We start from the raw sequence: 16,244 nt of genomic DNA on the forward strand, positions 1-16,244 counted from the left end.
AAAGGTCTTCAATGCCTCAGATTTCGCAGATCGCTGCTACCTACGCCTCGCAGATCTTCTGGCTGCTCATCACCTTCGGCATCCTGTATTTCGGGATCGGCAAGGTCATGGTGCCGAAGGTCATCGCGACCGTGGACGCGCGGGAAGGCCAGATCGCGGCGGACCTCGCCGCGGCCGAACAGGCGCGTGTCGCCGCCGACCAGGTCGAAGCCGCCTGGCGGCTGAGGATGGACGAGGCGCGCGCCGCGGCGCTCGCCGAGACCAGCGCCGCCAAGGCGCAGGCCGCCAAGGCCGCCGAAAGCCAGATCCGCTCGGCCGACGCCGAGCTCGCCGAGCGGCTTGCGCATCACGACCTCGCGGTCGGCAATGCCAAGGCGCAGGCGATGCTCAACCTCCAGTCGGTCGCGGCGGATGTCGCGCAGGAGCTGGTCGCCAAGGTCGCCGGGCTCACCGTCAGCATCGATGCCGCCGCAGACGCGGTGCGCCGGAGCAATGCGCATGGCTAATGCCGCCAGCAACCCCAACGCCACCGTCGCCGCCAATCTGTCCGACGCCGCGTCGTCGGAGGCGATGCAGCCGCGCGACGTCCGCGACGGCAGCCAGCTCACCGCCAACGTCTCCGAACCGGCGGCGGACCATGTCGTGGAGCCGACCGCGCTCGGCTTTAACACCACCGGATGGGTGGGTATCGCCGCGCTGGTCGTGCTGATCGGCATGATCGTCGTCAAGGTGCCCGCCAAGATCGCCGCCGGCCTCGACAAGCAGATCGCCGCGGTGCGGCAGCAGCTCGACGAGGCGAAGAAGTTGCGTGCCGAGGCCGAGGTGCTGCGCAACGAATATGCCGCCAAGGCCAAGGCCGCCGAGGCGGACGCCGCGACGATGCGCCACCATGCGCAGCAGGAGGCGAACCAGATCATCGCCAAGGCCAAGCATGATGCGGAGGAGCTGATGGCCCGCCGCACCAAGCGCGCCGAGGACAAGATCGCCGCCGCCGAGCGCACCGCGATTGCCGAGGTGCGCGCGCTCGCCGCCGAAACGGCCGCCAAGGCCGCCGCGGTACTGATCGCCGAGCAGCTCGACGCGCAGGCCGACCGCACGATGATCGACCGCTCGATCGCCGGACTCGGCCGACCCAATTAATCCTCCCGGCACGGGGAGGTGGCAGCGCGCCAGCGCTGACGGAGGGGGGCTTCCGCAGGCGTAAGCGCGTGTGGAAGCCCCTCCGCCACCTGCCGCACGGTGGTCCGTGCCGGGCAGGATCACGACGCGCGTCTCTTCCCGGGTTTCCGGCGCCGTCCCGACCGAATGAGCCCGTACAGGAGATATCCTATGTCGTGGCTCATCCTCGCCGTTGCCGTATTCACCGAGATCTGCTGGGCGCTCAGCCTGAAATGGGCGGCGACGGTCGCGTCGTGGCAGGCGTCGAGCGTTCCGATCATACTGTCGTTCGTCAACATGGGGCTGCTCGCGCTGGCGATGCGCGGGCTGCCCGCCGGCACCGCTTATGCGGTGTGGACCGGCTGCGGCGCGGTCGGCGTCATCATCGGCGGCGTGCTGCTGTTTGGCGACAAGGTCAGCGGGATGCAGGCGGCGTTCATGGCGCTCACCGTGATCGGCATCGTCGGCACCAAGCTGTTCGCGCAAGCCTGACCCTTTCGCGCGCGCGCCGGGCTGCTACAAGGCGGTGCGGCGCGGCTCGATGCGCCGCTGTCGAGGTGGCCCGATGTCGATCCTTCTGCTCGCCGCGCTGACGCTGGGTCAGGCACAATCGTCGCAGGCCGCGCAGGCGGCGGACAAATTTGCGCTCGATCTGCCAGCGGGCGACGCCGCGGCGCCCGGGCCGTCACCGAACACGGCGCAGGAGCCCCAGCCGGTGACGACGCCGGCACCGGCGCCGGTCGGCGGCTATTCGCTCGACACGCCGATCGCGCAGCTGATCGCCGATTCGCGCACCAAGGCGATTCTCGATCGCGACGTGCCGGGGATGAGCGACGATCCCAATCTGCCCAAATTCCAGACGCTGTCGCTGCGCAAGCTCGCCCCGCTGAGCGGCGGGCAGATGACGCCGGCGCTGCTCAAGAAGCTGGGCACCGACCTCGCCGCGATCGAGGGCGCGCCGCCCGAGCCGGCGCTGCCGAAGGTCCAGACGCGCCGCGCGCTGCCGAGCGGCCGGTAGGCGACCCGATCGCCCGAGGGCATCGGGCGAACGCGCAGCGACGCTTCCGCCCCCAAGCCTCTGGTCCTCCCCGCCGTCGACTCCTACATGGCGCAGATGTCCGGTTACGGTCCCCCCGATCGATTCAACGAAGAACGCGCCACTTTCACCGTCCGCGGGTCCGATACGCCGGATCTTGATGCGGGCGTCGCGGCGATCCGCAACGTGCTGTCGACCTTGCCCAGCCGCTCCGGCGTGTATCGCATGCACGATGCCAAGGGCGACGTGCTCTACGTCGGCAAGGCGCGCTCGCTGAAGCAGCGCGTCGCCAATTATACGCAGGTCAAGGGGCTGACCAAGCGGCTGCAGCGGATGATCGCGCAGACCCGCTCGATGACGATCGTCACCACCAACAACGAGGCGGAGGCGCTGCTGCTCGAGGCGCAGCTGATCAAACGCTACCGCCCGGCGTATAACGTGCTGCTGCGCGACGACAAAAGCTTCCCCTTCATCCTGCTGCGCGGCGATCATGACTTCCCGCGCGTGCAGAAGCATCGCGGCGCCCGCCGCGCGCCCGGCAATTACTACGGCCCCTTCGCCAGCGCGGGCAGCGTCAACAACACGCTCAACGCGCTGCAGAAGCTGTTCCTGCTGCGCTCGTGCACCGACGGTTTCTTCAAGACGCGCGACCGGCCGTGCCTGCTCTATCAGATCAAGCGCTGCTCAGCGCCGTGCGTCGGGCGGGTCGGCAAGGAGGAATATCAGGAACTGGTCGCCGACTGCCGCGACTTCCTCGCCGGTAAATCGACCAAGGTACAGGCCAAGCTCGGCGTGCAGATGCAGGCGGCGGCGGAGAACATGGACTTCGAGCTGGCCGCGCTGCTGCGGGACCGGCTGAAGGCGCTCACCTTCGTCCAGGGATCGCAGGCGATCAACGCGGAAGGGGTCGGCGATGCTGATGTCTTCGCGCTCGCCTGCAAGGACGGGACGATCGGCATCCAGGCCTTCTTCATCCGCGGCGGCCAGAATTGGGGGCATCGCAGCTTCTTCCCGCAGCATACCAACGACGTGCCGGAAGACGAGGTGCTGGTCAGCTTCCTCACCCAATTCTACGAGGAGGTGCCGCCGCCCAAGACGATCCTGCTCGATCGCGAGCTGGGCGAGGGCATGCTGCTCGGCGAGGCGCTCGGCGAACGGGCCGGCTATAAGGTGGCGCTGTCGGTGCCGCAGCGGGGCGACCGGCGTCGGCTGATGGACCAGGCCAAGCGCAACGCGATCGAGGCGCTCGAACGGCGGCTGGCGGAGAGCACGACGCAGGCGCGGCTGCTGCGCGAGGTCGCGGAGCTGTTCGATCTGCCCGAACCGCCCGACCGGATCGAGGTGTACGACAACAGCCATATCCAGGGGACGAACGCGCTCGGCGCGATGGTCGTCGCCGGGCCGGAGGGCTTCCGCAAGGGCCAGTATCGCAAGTTCAACATCAAGGGCAACGAGGCCGCGACCGACAGCGACGTCGGCATGATGCGCGAGGTGTTCCGCCGCCGCTTCGCCCGCCAGCTCGACGAGGCGCCGGATCGCGACGACGGCACCTGGCCCGACCTCGTGCTGATCGACGGCGGCAAGCCGCAGCTCAACGCGGCCAAGGCGGTTCTCGAGGATCTCGGTATCGAGGACGTATGCATGGTCGGCGTCGCCAAGGGGCCGCATCACGGTCGCGACGGGCGCGAGGTGTTCCATATGCTCGACGGGCGCGAGTTCCAGCTGCCGGTCAATGCGCCGGTGCTCTTCTACCTCCAGCGGCTGCGCGACGAGGTGCACCGGTTCGCGATCGGCGCGCATCGCGACAAACGCTCAAAGGCGATCGGCGCGAGTCCGCTCGACGAAGTCCCCGGTATCGGCCCGGCGCGCAAGAAGGCGCTGCTGATGCATTTCGGCACCGGCCGCGCCGTGCGCAACGCCAGTCTGGAGGATCTCAAGAAGGCACCGGGCGTGTCGGCGGGTGTCGCGCAGCAGGTGTACGACTTCTACCACGCGCGGTGAAAGCCTACCAATAGTTCATCTTCCTGCCGTAAGGCGGGGTATGACGACGCGCGTCTTCCTGACCATCGACACCGAATTCGCCTGGCGGCACCATGCCGCCGGGCTGGATGTCGAGACGATCTATGCGCGCTCGATCGAGCCGGCCGGCGTCGGCCTCGGCTATCAGCTCGAACGGCTCGCCGCGCACGGGTTGAAGGCGTGTTTCTTCGTCGATCCGATGCCGGCGCTGGTCTTCGGCCTCGCTCCGGTCAAACGGATGGTCGAGACGATCCTCGCCGCCGGGCAGGAGGTGCAGCTTCACCTCCATCCGAACTGGACCGCGGCGCGGGTCGGCGATCGCGGCGCGCATCACGGCCGCTTCCAATTGTACGAATATGGCCGAGACGCGCAGCGCGACCTGCTCCGCGGCGCGGTGGAACTGCTCGTCGCGGCGGGGGCGCCGCTGCCGATCGCCTTCCGCGCGGGCGGCTACGCGGCGAATGAGGATACACTGCGCGCACTCGCCGATCTGGGCTTCGTCTATGACAGCAGCCATAACGGCGGCGAACCCGAGGAGAGCCGTATCGCGCTGCCGCCGGCGCAGATCGCGCCGGTCGCGCATCATCTGGTCGAGGTGCCGGTGACGGTGATCGAGGATGCGCCGGGGCTGTGGCGGACCTTTCAGTTGTGCGCCCTGTCCGGGGCGGAGACCGCCGCCGCGCTCGATCATGCCGTGGCGGAGGATCATGCCGCGGTGACGATCGTCAGCCACGGCTTCGAGCTCGCCAACCGGCTGGGCACGCGCGCCAACGGCGTTCATGTCCGTCGGTTCGATACGCTGTGCCGGCTGCTTGCGTTGCGCACCGAGGCGCTGCCGACGACGCATTTCGCCGACCGTCCGACGCTCGCGCTCGATCGCGACGACCGCCCGCTCGGCGCCAATGCGCTGCGCCGGCGACTGCGGCAGGCGGAGCAGCTCTGGTCGAACTGGGTGGGGGAACGCGCCGGATGAGCCGGATCGCGCTGAGGTTCCAGATCGGCGCGCGCACGATCCTCACCGTCCACCGCACCCTGACCCGCCTCGCGCTGTCGCTCGACGCGGCGCTCGCGGGCGCGGTGCCGTCGCTTCCGCCGCAGGAAGGCGAGGGTTACCTCATCACCTCGCTTCCCGCCGCGCTGATCGACCGGATCGATCGCAGCGGCCGGGTGGCGCTGGTGCGGCAGCGCTACACGCGCTTCTACACCGATCTCACCATCGGCCATGACGCCTGGCTCGCTTCCTTGTCGGGATCGGCGCGCGCGACGCTCCGCCGCAAGATGCGCAAGGCCGAGGCGGCGGGGATGACGATCCGCGCCTACCGGACTGCCGCGGACTTCGCCGCATTCCATCCGCTTGCCCGCGCCGTCTCGGCGACCACCTATCAGGAGCGGCTGCTCGACGCCGGCCTGCCCGACGATCCGGCAGCGGTCGCGCACCTTGCCGCCTGTGCCGCGGCGGACGGGCTGCGCGCATGGCTGATGCGGATCGACGACGCACCGGTCGCCTATCTCTGCTGTACCGCCCAGGGCAGCGCGCTGCGCTACGATCATGTCGGCCACGATCCGGCCTATGGCGATCTGTCGCCCGGCACTGTGCTGCACGCCGCGGCGTTGCGCGACCTGTTCGGCGACCGCTTCGCCCGCTTCGACTTCACCGAGGGCGAGGGCCAGCACAAACGCCAGTTCGCCACCGGCGGCATCGCCTGCGTCGACCTGCTGCTGCTGCGCCCGACCCTGTCGAATCGCGCGCTGGCGCTGGCGCTGGCGACGTTCGACGGGATGATCGCGCGGGCGAAGCGCGCCGCCGTTGATCCGCGCATCGCCGCTCTGGCCAGAAAAGTGCGACGGTAGACGCCGAGCGACCGCGGGTTTCCTGACCATCATGACGGATATCCGATATCGCTGAACCGATAGAAACGGCGTTCCGAGGGTCGAATCGCTTTCCGCCCGGCAAGGTCTCGTCCGGGTTACACCCCAGGCTAGCCGAGTCTGGTCCGACGGCGTCCGCGCCAGATGGCGTAGCTGACCCATATGGTGGATGCAGCGGTGACGAAGGTCATGCCGGCGCCGGGGATGATTTGCGCGACGACGAACGACGCTCCGGCGATGACGAACGCGACGACGACATAGAACCATATTGGCATCATCATCCGGCTCCTGATCCGCTGGGTAACAATAGGCCGGGACGCGGAGGCCGTCCATATTCGACGGACCGCAGGGGCGGTGCCCTGGCATTCTCAGGCCGGCACCGCAGGCGAAGGAACACGCCCTGACTCTTGGCCCTCCGCAGCCTATATCCTCCAAATGCACCTGCGCGCCGAAGCCATCGTCCTCGCGACCCGTGCGCATGGCGAGCATGGCGCGGTGGTGCGGGCGCTGACCCGCGGTGATGGCGTGCAGCCGGGCTATGTCCGCGGCGGCCGGTCGCGGCAGCTGCGGCCGGTGCTCCAGCCCGCCAACGCCATCGTCGGCGAATGGCGCGCCCGCACCGGCGAACAGCTCGCCGCGCTCACCGTCGAGCCGCTGCACAGTCGCGCCGCGCTGCACGGCGAGCCGCTCCCCGCCGCGGCGCTCGCCTGGCTGACCGCGCTGACCGCTGCCGCCTTGCCCGAGGCGCAGCCCTATCCGCGGCTCTACGACGCCTTGGGCGCGGTGCTCGATGCGGTGGAGGCGGCGCCGGCGGCGCGCGGCTGGGCGAGCGCGCTGGCACGCTACGAGCTGCTGCTGCTCGCCGAGCTCGGCTTCGGCCTCGATCTCAGCGCCTGCGTCGTCACCGGCGGCGGCGACGATCTCGCCTTCGTCAGCCCGCGCAGCGGGGGGGCGGTCAGCCGCGGCGCGGCGTTCGGCTATGAGGAGCGGCTGTTCGCGCTGCCCGCTTTTCTGACCGAGGGCGGTGCGGCCGACTGGCCGGATATCCTCGCCGGACTTGCGATCACCGGCCATTTCCTCGCCCGCGACCTGCTGGTCGAGCGGCGGGCCGATCCGCTCGTCGCGCGCGAACGGCTGGTCGCGATGCTCAAAAGGGCCGTTGCGTAAGTAGCGGCGGCACGGCTAGGCAGCGCCATGGCATTGATCGCACTCCTGCCCGGCGACGGCATCGGCCCCGAAGTCATCACAGAGGCGCGCCGCGTGCTCGACGCGCTCGACCTCGACCTCCGCTACGAGGAGGCGCCGGTCGGCGGCGTCGCCTATCATCAGGCCGGCCACCCGCTGCCCGAGGCGACGCTCGATCTCGCACGCCGCGCCGACGCCTTGCTGTTCGGCGCGGTCGGCGATCCGCGCTGCGACTCGCTCGAACGCGCGTTGCGCCCCGAACAGGCGATCCTCGGCCTGCGCAAGCATCTCGGCCTGTTCTCCAACCTGCGCCCGGCGACGCTGTTCGCCGGGCTGGAGGACGCCTCGGCGCTCAAGCCCGAGGTGGCGCGGGCGATCGATCTCGTCATCGTCCGTGAGCTCAACGGCGACGTCTATTTCGGCGACAAGGGCCGCCGCACCACCGCCGACGGCCAGCGCGAAGGCTATGATATCATGAGCTACAGCGAGGCGGAGGTGCGCCGCATCGCCCGCGTCGGCTTCGCGACGGCGCGCAAGCGGCGCGGCCGGCTCTGCTCGGTCGACAAGGCGAACGTGCTCGAAACCTCGCAATTGTGGCGCGACGTGGTGGTCGAGGTCGCGGCCGATTATTCCGACGTCACGCTCACCCATATGTACGTCGACAATGCGGCGATGCAACTGGTGCGCGATCCGGGTCAGTTCGACGTCATCGTCACCGGCAATCTGTTCGGCGACATCCTGTCGGATCAGGCGTCGATGTGCGTCGGGTCGATCGGCATGCTGCCGTCGGCGAGCCTCGATGACGCGGGCAAGGGGCTGTACGAGCCGATCCACGGCTCCGCCCCGGACATCGCCGGCCAGGGCAAGGCCAATCCGTGCGCGGCGATCCTCTCTGCTGCGATGATGCTGCGCCATTCGCTGGGGCAGGCCGCGCCGGCCGACCGGATCGAGGCGGCGGTGGCGCAGGCGATCCGCGGCGGCGCGCGCACCGCCGATCTCGGCGGGACGATGTCGACCTCCGCGATGGGGGATGCGGTGCTCGCCGGTCTGTGATCGCGCCCGCGTGAGCGCTCCGCTCGAGATCGCCGTCGTCATCCCGACGTTCAACGAGCGCGCCAACGTGCCGCTGCTGGTCGCGCGGCTTGACCAGGCGCTCGCCGGCCGCGGCTGGGAGGCGATCTTCGTCGACGACGACAGCCCGGACGGCACCGCCGAGGCGGCCCGCGAGATCGGCCGCGTCGATCCCCGCGTGCGGGTGATCCACCGCATCGGCCGGCGTGGCCTGTCCTCGGCGTGTATCGAGGGGATGTGCGCCACCGCCGCGCCCGTCGTCGCGGTGATCGACGGTGACCTTCAGCATGACGAGAGGCTGCTGCCGCGCATGCTCGACCGGCTCCAGCAGGATGCCGAGCTCGACCTCGTCGTCGGCTCGCGCTTCGTCGACGGTGGCGGCACCGGCGACTGGGATCGCGACCGCGTCGCCAAATCGGCCCTCGCCACTCGCCTGTCGCGGCGCGTGCTCAAGGGCGACCTCAGCGATCCGATGAGCGGCTTCTTCGCGATCCGCACCCAGCAGGCGCGGCGGCTCGCCCCCGAATTGTCGGCGATCGGCTTCAAGATCCTGCTCGACCTGATGACCGCGGCGCCCGAGCCGCTGCGCTTCGCCGAACTGCCCTATACCTTCCGCTGCCGCAGCGAGGGCGAGTCGAAGCTCGATCACGTCGTCGCGATGGAATATCTGATCGCGCTCTACGACCGGATGTTCGGCCGCTTCGTGCCGGTGCGGTTCGCGATGTTCTCCGGCATCGGCGTGCTCGGCGTCGGCGTGCATATGAGCGTGCTCGCCGCGGCGATGCTCGCCGGCGCGCATTTCCTGTTCGCGCAGATCCTCGGCGCGCTGGCGGCGATGACGTTCAACTTCTTCCTCAACAACGCGCTCACCTATCGCGACCGGCGGCTGCGCGGCGCGAGGGCGCTGGTCGACGGCTGGGTGTCCTTCTGCGTCGTCTGCTCGGTCGGCGTCGTCGCCAATGTCGGCGTCGCCGCCTTCGTCCACGACGTGCACAACGAGGGCGCGGCGGCCTCCGCGCTGCTCGGCATCCTCGTCGGCGCGGTGTGGAATTACGCTTTGTCGTCGAAGTTCGTCTGGGGGCGGTATTAGGATCCGCGCTGGTGCGCGAACCGGGTCAGATCCAGCTCTTGAGCCACATCCAGCCGTGGAACGACTGCGGCCCGCGCAGCGCCGCGGCGGAGAGGATGGGATAGAAGTGGATGAACAGCACCGCGCTCGCCGCCAGGAACGCCTCGTCCCAATAGCGCAGCCGGTCGCGCCAGTGATCGAAGGCGGCGGCGATCACCAGCGCCAGCCAGATGCTCGACAGATAGTAATAATAGTAGAAGCCGAGCGATTTGGGGATCAGCGCCCACATCGCGACGCTGGCGATCCACAGCAAGGCGATGCCGCCGGCGCGCGCGTCGCGGCCGCGTGCCCAGGCGATCAGGCAGGCGATCACCGCGACCAGCCCGCCCCACATCACCACCGGATTGCCGAGCATCAGGATGCCGCGCTGCGCGCCGTCGGCGGGCTCGTAGAGATACCAGACCGGGCGCCAGTCGAACGGCCAGGTCCACCAGTTCGACTGATAGGTATGCGGCGGCAGCACCTGCGTCTGCTGATGGTACATGTCGATCTGGAAGGGCAGCAGCCGCGCCAGCGTCAGCGGCTGGTCGGCGTAGAGGAAGGCGGGCCAGAAGGTCGCGAAATAGGTCGCCGCCGCGGCGCCGCCGAGCAGCGCCAGCCCGGCGAGCGCCGGCAGCCCCGGCCACAGATCCGGATGACGGCGGCGGACGAGCAGGAAGGCGGCGCCCGCCATGCCGAGATAGGGCAGCGCCGTCCATTTGGTGCCGATCGCTAGGCCGAGCAGCACCGCGCCGCCCAGCCACCGCCGCCAGACCGCGCCGCCCTCGCTCCGCATCGCCCACAGCAGCATCGCCAGCCCGCCGACGACGAAGGCCGCCATGAAGCCGTCGAGCATCGCGATCCGCGCCTGAATGAAGACGGTGAAGTTGAGCAGCGCCAGCACCGCGCCGATATTGGCGGTGCGCACCCGTCGGAAGATCTGCCACAGCATCGCATGCACGCCGACCACCACCCCGGTCGCCGCCACCGTCGACAGCGCCCGCCAGCCGAGCGGCCCGTCGCCGAAGATCAGCATGCCGAGCGCGATCAGCGTCTTTCCCAGCAAGGGATGTTCGATGTTCACCGGACCGGCGAGATCGCGCAGCATCCGCGCCGCCGGCACGTAATGCACCTCGTCGAACACCAGCATATGCGGCGTCGTCAGCCGCCAGCAGAACAGCAGTTCGGCGACGAGCCCGATCGTCAGCGCGGCGGGGAGGGGGCGGGACAGTAGACGCACGCGACCTTGTCTCCGCCGCCCGCACGATTGGCAAGAGGGGGCAAACGGCGCTGGGGCATCGCTGGCGCCATCGCGCCGCCGGATCGCATTCCTTCTCCTAATCGGCAGCGAGTCACGGTTCCCGACGCAATCTCCGCGCCTCCGCGTGTATCCTCGCCGGGCGAATGTACGGTTGAACGAGGATGGGTCGGGCGAAGTCGCGGAGAAGCGGGTTTGCGGAGGCGCGGAGGACATAGCGGGACGGCACGAATTGCGAACGGTCGCTGGGGAGGGAGGCGCAGGGGGGGGCAAATGCCTCGCCGCCCGACACCAAGGATTTCCCTCCCGCGGATCGGTAAGAGCCGGGAGAGACCCGGTCGGCACGAGACCGAGACGCGGCGGATCGGGCATCGCGCCAGCGCCCGCGCTTCCTGCCGGAACGTGCGGACCCTTGCACCGTCCGCGCCGCAGCGGCTAAGCGCGTCGCATGAAGCGCAAGGCAGGACAGGACCGTTCGATCACCGCCAACTGGCGTCCGGCGACGCTCGCCGTGCGTGGCGGTACCGCGCGCAGCGAATATGGCGAGACCAGCGAGGCGCTGTTCCTGACCTCGGGCTATACCTACGACAAGGCCGCCGATGCCGCGGCGCGCTTCGCCGGCGAGCAGGAGGGGATGACCTATTCCCGGCTGCAAAACCCGACGGTCGAGATGCTCGAACAGCGGATCGCGCTGCTCGAAGGGGCCGAGGCGTGCCGGACGATGGCGACCGGCATGGCGGCGATGACCGCGGCGCTGCTCTGCCAGTTGCAGGCGGGCGACCATCTCGTCGGCGGCCGCGCCGCCTTTGGCTCGTGCCGCTGGCTCACCGATACGCTGCTGCCCAAGTTCGGCATCGCCACCACCGTCGTCGATGCGCGCGATCCGCAGGCGTTCCTCGACGCGGTGCGGCCGGAGACCAAGGTCTTCTTCTTCGAGACGCCCGCCAATCCGACGATGGACGTCGTCGATCTGCGCGCGGTCTGCGGCATCGCGCGCGAGCGCGGCATCACCACCGTCGTCGACAATGCCTTCGCCACCCCGGCGTTGCAGCGGCCGATGGAGTTCGGCGCCGACGTCACCGCCTATTCGGCGACCAAGATGATGGACGGGCAGGGCCGCGTGCTCGCCGGCGCGGTGTGCGGCAGCCAGGACTTCATCGACAACACGCTGCTGCCCTTCACCCGCAACACCGGCCCGACGCTGTCGCCGTTCAACGCCTGGGTGGTGCTCAAGGGGCTTGAGACGCTCGACCTGCGGATCCGCCGTCAGTCGGAGAGCGCGGTCGCCGTCGGCCGCTTCCTCGAAGCCCGCGTGCCGCGCATCCTGCATCCGGGGCTCGCCAGCCATCCGCAGCACGATCTCGCGATGCGCCAGATGAGCGCGGCCGGCCCGATCTTCGCCTTCGAGGTCGCCGATCGCGCGCAGGCGCATGGCCTGCTCGACGCGCTCGCGCTGATCGACATCTCGAACAACATCGGCGATTCGCGTTCGCTGATGACGCATCCCGCCTCGACCACCCATTCGGGCGTCGCCGAGGACAAGCGGATCGAGATGGGGATCGGCGAGGGCATGTTGCGGCTCAACGTCGGGCTCGAGGATCCGCAGGACCTGATCGACGATCTCGACCAGGCGCTCCGCCAGGTCGGACTGTGAAGCAATTCTTCCCGCATGCCGCGACCACCGATGGGGTGACCGTGCGCGTCGCGGTGAGCTATCTGCCCGAACAATCCGAGCCGCGGCGGAGCCGCTGGTTCTGGGCCTATCATATCCGCATCGAGAACGACACGGCGCGCGCCGTGCAGCTGCTCACCCGCCATTGGGTGATCATCGACGGACGCGGCGCGCGCCATTCGGTGGAGGGCGAAGGCGTCGTCGGTGAACAGCCGCTGATCGCACCGGGCGCGAGCTTCGACTATGTCTCGGGCTGCCCCTTGCAGACGCCGAGCGGCGCGATGCAGGGCAGCTATCGCATGATCGACGAGGACGGCGCCTTCTTCGACGCGACCATCCCGAAATTCGCGCTCTTCGCCTCGGCGGTCGAATCGTGAAGCGGACGCACCTGCCGCTCAACGGGCTGCGCGTGCTCGATGCCGCGGCGCGCCACCTCAGCTTCACCCGCGCCGCCGACGAACTGGCGGTGACGCCCGCCGCGGTCGGCCAGCAGATCCGCGCGCTCGAAGATACGCTCGGCGTCGTGCTGTTCCGCCGCACGACGCGAGGACTGGAGCTGACGTCGGAGGCGGAGGCGGGGCTCGGCGCGCTGCGGGGCGGCTTCCTCCAGTTCGAGGAAGCGGTGCGGGCGATGCAGGCGGGCCAGTCGTCCAAGTCGCTGACCATCGCCGCGCCGCGCGACCTGACCGAAAAATGGCTGATGCCGCGCCTCGCCGAGGTCGCGCAGGCGGACGGCGAGCTGCGCTTCGTGCTGATCGCCGCCGACGATGCGGTCGATTTCACCGAGGCGAATCTCGATCTCGCGATCCGCTGGGGCGAAGGGCCGGGCGAGCATGAGGGCGAGGCGCTCGAATCGGAGGGGATGGTGACGATCGCCGCGCCCGGTGCGAGCGACGCGGTGATCGGCTGGCCCGGCGCGCCCAATGGCGAGGGTCATGCGCTGGTCCGGGTCGCCGATGCCGGTCTGGCGATCGACGCGGCGGTGGCCGGGCTCGGTCGCGCCACCGTCTCCGAACTGCTCGCCGCGCGGGCGATCGCTGGCGGTCAGGTGTCGGTGATCGGTGATCCGCAGCCGTCGCGCTTCGGCTATTGGCTGGTCGCGCCGCTGCCGCAATGGCGGCAGGCGAAGGTGCGGGCGCTGGTCGACGCGCTGACCGGGTGAGCGATACGCCGACGCTGGCGACGCCACGGCTGACGCTGCGGTGCCTCGCGCCGGATGATGCCGCGGCGCTGTTCCCGGCGATGGCCGATCCGGCGGTGATGCGCTGGTGGTCGCGCGGGCCGTTCGTCGACGAGGCCGAGCTGCGCCGCTATTTCGCCGATCGTGCCGCCGGAACCCGGTATTGGGCGGTGATGGATACACCTGGCGTGATCGGCTTCGTCTTCGCGGCGGAACGCCGGCCGGGGGTGAGCGAGATCGGCTATCTCACCGGCCCGGCGCATTGGGGCCGCGGCGTCGCGCGCGAAGCGGTGTCGGCGGTGATAACCCATCTGTTCGCCAGCGGCACGCGGCGGATCTTCGCCGACGTCGATCCCGACGCGCAGGCGTCGGCGCGGCTGCTCGAACGGCTCGGCTTCGTCTGCGAAGGCCGGTTACGCGAGGAGTGGCAGACGCATATCGGCATCCGCGACACGTTGCTCTACGCTTTGCTCGCCCGCGAGTGGCGGGGTTAGTCTTTCGGTCCCTCGTCCGCCACCAGCGCCGCGGCGCGTGTCACCAGCGCGAGCAGGCGTGGTTCGTCGATTCCTTCGGCGTGGTGCCAGCCGGCGCTGAGCGCATACCAGCGGTCGCCGCGCGTATGCAGCAGCAGGTTGAGCGTGACGACTCCCGGTTCGGCGCCGCCCTTGAAGCCGACATAGGCGAAGCGCGCCGCGGTCGCCGGGTCGATCCCCGGATTGACCGCGAGGATCGCGCGCACCACCGGCCCGGCGTCCCGCAGCGAGGCGAGCAGCCGCGCCATGTCGCGCGGCGCGGCGAACCATTCGACCGACTCGCTCGCCACCGCGCCGGACGAGAACATCAGCGGATCGAGTCGCGCCGCCGCGATCCGGGAGGCCTCCGCATCGAGCAGCGCGCGTCGTCCGGCGGCGTCGCTGGCGGTCCAGCGCTTGGTCAGGGCCGCGTCGGCTTTGATCGCGAAGGCTTCGCGCGTTGTCGGCACCGGAGTCGCGCCACCGAATCTGGCGGCGATCGCATCGATCCCGTCGTGGCCGAGCACGCGCATCAGCGTGTCGGTCGCGGTGTTATCGCTGATGGAGATCATCAGCGTCGCCAGCGTCTGCAGCGTCACCGGCGTCTTCGCGGGCCAGCTTTGGAGCATGCCGGAGGGAAGCGAGGGCGGACCGACCGGCACCACCTCGTCCCAGCGATGCCGCCCCGCCGCGACCTGCCGCGCCGCCTCGGCCAGCACCCACAATTTGAACGCCGAGCCGAGCGGCATCGGCCGGTCGTCCTCGCGCGCGATGGCCGGCGCGGTGGTCGCGTCGAGCGGGTAGAGGCCGAACGACACGCCGGCGGGCAGCGCTGCGAGATCGGCGCGCAGCTTGGCGAGACTGTCGCCGGTGAGCGTCGTGCCGGTGATCCGCAAGCCGGCGATGCGATGGGGCACGGCAGGGTCGAGCGCGACCAGCATCGTCGCGCTGCCACGGGCGTAATCGATCACCCAGGTCGCCGCCCAGCGCCCGGCGGGCGCGATCCGCGCCACCCGCTGCGGCGCACCGAGCGTCGTGCGCAGCTGCGAGGTGATCGCCGTCCATTGCGGCTCCGGCACCGCCGCCCGGAACGAGTCGGTGAACAGCGCCGCATAACCGGGCTGGCCGGCGAGCACCGGTAGCAGCGCCGCCGCCTGCGTCGTCATCGCCGGATCGGCGGTCGCGGTCGCGGCCGGTGCCTGCGCCGCTGCGGCTGCGGCTGCGGACAGCATCGGCGAAACCGCCGCTGCCGCCGCGAACAGGATCAGTTTTTGAGCTTCCAGCCGCGCTTGAGCAAGAGATAGCATGTCACCCCCAAAGCGATATCGACCGCGAGTACCGCGATGCTGCCGATCGCCACCGGGGAATCGGCAGTACCGAGGAAGCCGTAGCGGAAGCCGGAAATGATGTAGAAGAAGGGATTGGCGTGGCTGAACGCGCGGAAGGCGGGTGCCAGCCGGTCAACCGAATAGAAGGTGCCCGAGAGCAGCGACAATGGCGCGATGACGAAATTGGTCACCGCCGCGGCATGATCGAACTTCTCCGCCCAGATCGAGGTCAGCACGCCGAGGAAGGCGAGGAATCCCGCGCCGAGCAGCCCGAACCACAGGATCGCGAGCGGATGCGCGGGGGTGACGTGGACGCCGGGGTAGAGCGCCATCGCGCACCAGCAGATGAAGCCGACGATGAACGCACGCGTCATCGCTCCGCCGACCAGCGCGGTGAGCAGCTCCGCGGTCGACAGCGGCGGCTGGAGGTAATCGACGATCGTCCCCTGGATCTTGCCGACGAGCAGCGAGAAGCTGGCGTTGGCGAAGGCGGGCCCCATCATCCCCTGGCTGATGATCAGCCCGGGCGCGATGAAATCGGCGAACGGCACGGTGACGCCGCCGACCAGCACCGGCCGCTTGGCGCCGGTCGCGATGGTGAAGACGATGAGAAACAGCAAAGTGGTCATCGCCGGCGCCCACACGGTCTGGAGCTGGACCTTGAAGAAGCGGCGCACCTCCTTCACATAGAGGGTTCTCAGACCGCCCCAATTGACGTTCCGGATGACCGGGACACCGGGGGCGGACCGGATCGCCGATTGGATTTCGCCGATTGGGGGCTGGCTGCTCATGGGCCAAGCGGGTAACCGCAGCCGCAGCCGCCCGCAACCCGGCGCAGGAATAAGGAA

Annotated in this window: 18 protein-coding genes; 14 read left to right on the forward strand and 4 right to left on the reverse strand. The window is 69.6% G+C overall.

The features are described from left to right. Nucleotides 1-11: 11 nt before the first annotated feature. From V8201_RS02735 to V8201_RS02765, 7 genes are all read left to right on the forward strand, one after another. Nucleotides 12-506 (forward strand): F0F1 ATP synthase subunit B family protein, encoded by a 495-nt coding sequence (locus tag V8201_RS02735; RefSeq protein WP_037534236.1) that lies wholly within the window; start codon nucleotides 12-14, stop codon nucleotides 504-506. After that, on the forward strand, nucleotides 499-1,140 hold the full coding sequence (locus V8201_RS02740; protein ID WP_336544409.1) for a F0F1 ATP synthase subunit B family protein: 642 nt from the start codon (nucleotides 499-501) through the stop codon (nucleotides 1,138-1,140). Before V8201_RS02735 ends, V8201_RS02740 begins: the two co-directional genes overlap by 8 nt. A 189-nt stretch (nucleotides 1,141-1,329) precedes the next feature. Beyond that, complete coding sequence (locus V8201_RS02745; RefSeq protein ID WP_037534234.1) at nucleotides 1,330-1,650, forward strand: DMT family transporter; 321 nt, start codon at nucleotides 1,330-1,332, stop codon at nucleotides 1,648-1,650. Nucleotides 1,651-1,723: 73 nt separating this feature from the next. After that, nucleotides 1,724-2,176, forward strand: a complete 453-nt coding sequence (locus V8201_RS02750) for a hypothetical protein (protein ID WP_271299328.1) — start codon at nucleotides 1,724-1,726, stop codon at nucleotides 2,174-2,176. A 96-nt stretch (nucleotides 2,177-2,272) separates the two neighbouring features. Further along, entirely contained in the window at nucleotides 2,273-4,195 is a 1,923-nt protein-coding gene (uvrC, locus tag V8201_RS02755) for an excinuclease ABC subunit UvrC (RefSeq protein ID WP_037534279.1), read from the forward strand. Nucleotides 4,196-4,235: 40 nt separating this feature from the next. Further along, nucleotides 4,236-5,186 (forward strand): polysaccharide deacetylase family protein, encoded by a 951-nt coding sequence (locus V8201_RS02760; RefSeq protein ID WP_037534230.1) that lies wholly within the window; start codon nucleotides 4,236-4,238, stop codon nucleotides 5,184-5,186. Next, entirely contained in the window at nucleotides 5,183-6,064 is an 882-nt protein-coding gene (locus tag V8201_RS02765) for a GNAT family N-acetyltransferase (RefSeq protein WP_336544410.1), read from the forward strand. Before V8201_RS02760 ends, V8201_RS02765 begins: the two co-directional genes overlap by 4 nt. Before the next feature lie 128 nt (nucleotides 6,065-6,192). Here the strand turns inward: V8201_RS02765 and V8201_RS02770 are convergent, their stop codons facing one another. Next, the gene (locus tag V8201_RS02770) at nucleotides 6,193-6,360 is read right to left on the reverse strand and encodes a hypothetical protein (RefSeq protein WP_336544411.1); all 168 of its coding nucleotides are present in this window, start codon (nucleotides 6,358-6,360) and stop codon (nucleotides 6,193-6,195) included. Between the two features lie 157 nt (nucleotides 6,361-6,517). On the opposite strand from V8201_RS02770, the gene recO reads away from it, so the two are divergent. The 3 genes from recO to V8201_RS02785 are packed head-to-tail and all read left to right on the forward strand — an operon-like array spanning nucleotide 6,518 to nucleotide 9,428. Then, nucleotides 6,518-7,249, forward strand: coding sequence for a DNA repair protein RecO (recO, locus tag V8201_RS02775; RefSeq protein WP_336544412.1), 732 nt, complete (start codon nucleotides 6,518-6,520; stop codon nucleotides 7,247-7,249). A gap of 27 nt (nucleotides 7,250-7,276) precedes the next feature. Beyond that, a complete protein-coding gene (gene leuB / locus V8201_RS02780; protein ID WP_037534228.1) occupies nucleotides 7,277-8,320 on the forward strand; it encodes a 3-isopropylmalate dehydrogenase in 1,044 nt (347 codons plus the stop codon). A gap of 10 nt (nucleotides 8,321-8,330) precedes the next feature. After that, on the forward strand, nucleotides 8,331-9,428 hold the full coding sequence (locus tag V8201_RS02785) for a glycosyltransferase family 2 protein (RefSeq protein ID WP_037534276.1): 1,098 nt from the start codon (nucleotides 8,331-8,333) through the stop codon (nucleotides 9,426-9,428). Nucleotides 9,429-9,453: 25 nt separating this feature from the next. Here the strand turns inward: V8201_RS02785 and V8201_RS02790 are convergent, their stop codons facing one another. Continuing rightward, nucleotides 9,454-10,686 carry a phospholipid carrier-dependent glycosyltransferase gene (locus V8201_RS02790; protein WP_336544413.1) on the reverse strand — a complete coding sequence of 411 codons (1,233 nt, stop codon included), beginning with the start codon at nucleotides 10,684-10,686 and terminating at the stop codon, nucleotides 9,454-9,456. A gap of 466 nt (nucleotides 10,687-11,152) precedes the next feature. Between V8201_RS02790 and V8201_RS02795 the strand changes: the two genes are divergently transcribed. From V8201_RS02795 to V8201_RS02810, 4 genes are read left to right on the forward strand one after another with little or no spacing between them, the layout of a single operon-like run. Beyond that, on the forward strand, nucleotides 11,153-12,358 hold the full coding sequence (locus V8201_RS02795) for a trans-sulfuration enzyme family protein (protein WP_336544414.1): 1,206 nt from the start codon (nucleotides 11,153-11,155) through the stop codon (nucleotides 12,356-12,358). Continuing rightward, a complete protein-coding gene (apaG, locus tag V8201_RS02800) occupies nucleotides 12,355-12,753 on the forward strand; it encodes a Co2+/Mg2+ efflux facilitator ApaG/CorD (protein ID WP_336544415.1) in 399 nt (132 codons plus the stop codon). The genes V8201_RS02795 and apaG overlap by 4 nt, the downstream gene beginning before the upstream one ends. Continuing rightward, nucleotides 12,750-13,538 (forward strand): LysR family transcriptional regulator, encoded by a 789-nt coding sequence (locus V8201_RS02805; protein WP_336544416.1) that lies wholly within the window; start codon nucleotides 12,750-12,752, stop codon nucleotides 13,536-13,538. The genes apaG and V8201_RS02805 overlap by 4 nt, the downstream gene beginning before the upstream one ends. Next, a complete protein-coding gene (locus V8201_RS02810; RefSeq protein ID WP_336544417.1) occupies nucleotides 13,535-14,050 on the forward strand; it encodes a GNAT family N-acetyltransferase in 516 nt (171 codons plus the stop codon). Before V8201_RS02805 ends, V8201_RS02810 begins: the two co-directional genes overlap by 4 nt. Here the strand turns inward: V8201_RS02810 and V8201_RS02815 are convergent. Continuing rightward, entirely contained in the window at nucleotides 14,047-15,375 is a 1,329-nt protein-coding gene (locus V8201_RS02815; RefSeq protein ID WP_336544418.1) for a serine hydrolase, read from the reverse strand. The genes V8201_RS02810 and V8201_RS02815 overlap by 4 nt on opposite strands. Beyond that, nucleotides 15,333-16,187: an ABC transporter permease gene (locus tag V8201_RS02820; protein ID WP_336544419.1), complete on the reverse strand. Its 855-nt coding sequence runs from the start codon at nucleotides 16,185-16,187 to the stop codon at nucleotides 15,333-15,335. The genes V8201_RS02815 and V8201_RS02820 overlap by 43 nt, the downstream gene beginning before the upstream one ends. Nucleotides 16,188-16,244 lie beyond the last annotated feature (57 nt).

It is taken from the genome of Sphingomonas kyungheensis (assembly GCF_037120395.1).
GTDB lineage: Bacteria > Pseudomonadota > Alphaproteobacteria > Sphingomonadales > Sphingomonadaceae > Sphingomonas > Sphingomonas kyungheensis.